Genomic DNA, 800 nt, shown 5'->3' on the forward strand with positions numbered 1-800 from the left:
ACACCGGAAATGGCTCAAAGCCTAGAAGCCCTCGCTAACTCAGGTCAGCTGGGTGAAGTGGCTGCTAACTTAAATAAATACACTGGAAATGCTGGTGCTTATCTCGACCAATCTGCTAACTATCTTAATGAAGCAGCTCAGATGGGTCGTAACTTAGCTGGTATGGATACTTCCATTACTGGTCAGCAGATTAATGATCTGTCAAGTCAGTTGTATGACAGTGAAACTGTTCGTACTCAGAAACAACAGCTGCAACAGGATGTTCAGGAGCAATATGAAGGTGCTGTACAACAGCTCAACCAACGTGCTACTACTTCTGGTGCTATGGGTTCTTCCCGTGCTGGTGTGGCTCAGGGTGTTATGTTTGGTAAGAACCAAGCCAATCTTGAGAAAGGTACAGCAGACATTATGAATTCTGCTCGTAGCCAAGCTCAGACTGCTGCTCTTGCAACATTGCAGGGTAACCAGCAGGCTCGTATCAATCAATACTCACAAGGCATTCAAGCTATTCAAGGTGTTGGTAATACATTTGCTGGTATGGGTCAAAATCTTGCTGCTCAGTATCAGCAGGGTGAAATTGCTAAAGGTCAGCTGTATCAGCAGCAACTTCAGAACCGTTACCAAGCTGCTCAGGTTAATCAGCAGATGCAAGCTGCTCAGCAGGAAACTGATTATCAGAACCGTCTGGCTAATCAGGAAGCTGGTCAACGGAACCTCGAAGCTTATCGTAATACAGTGTCTCAAATTGCAGGTCAGGGTAGCTCAGGCTCCTCAACTCAATCCGCAGGTGGTGGTCAGTC

General features: G+C 46.4%; 1 protein-coding gene. It reads left to right on the forward strand.

What is annotated here, in order from left to right; genetic code table 11:
* Positions 1-800 (forward strand): hypothetical protein (locus N1032_RS24755; RefSeq protein WP_259543179.1); only part of this gene is annotated, 800 nt, incomplete at both ends.

The organism is Herbiconiux daphne (assembly GCF_024979295.1).
Taxonomy (GTDB): Bacteria; Actinomycetota; Actinomycetes; order Actinomycetales; family Microbacteriaceae; genus Herbiconiux; species Herbiconiux daphnes.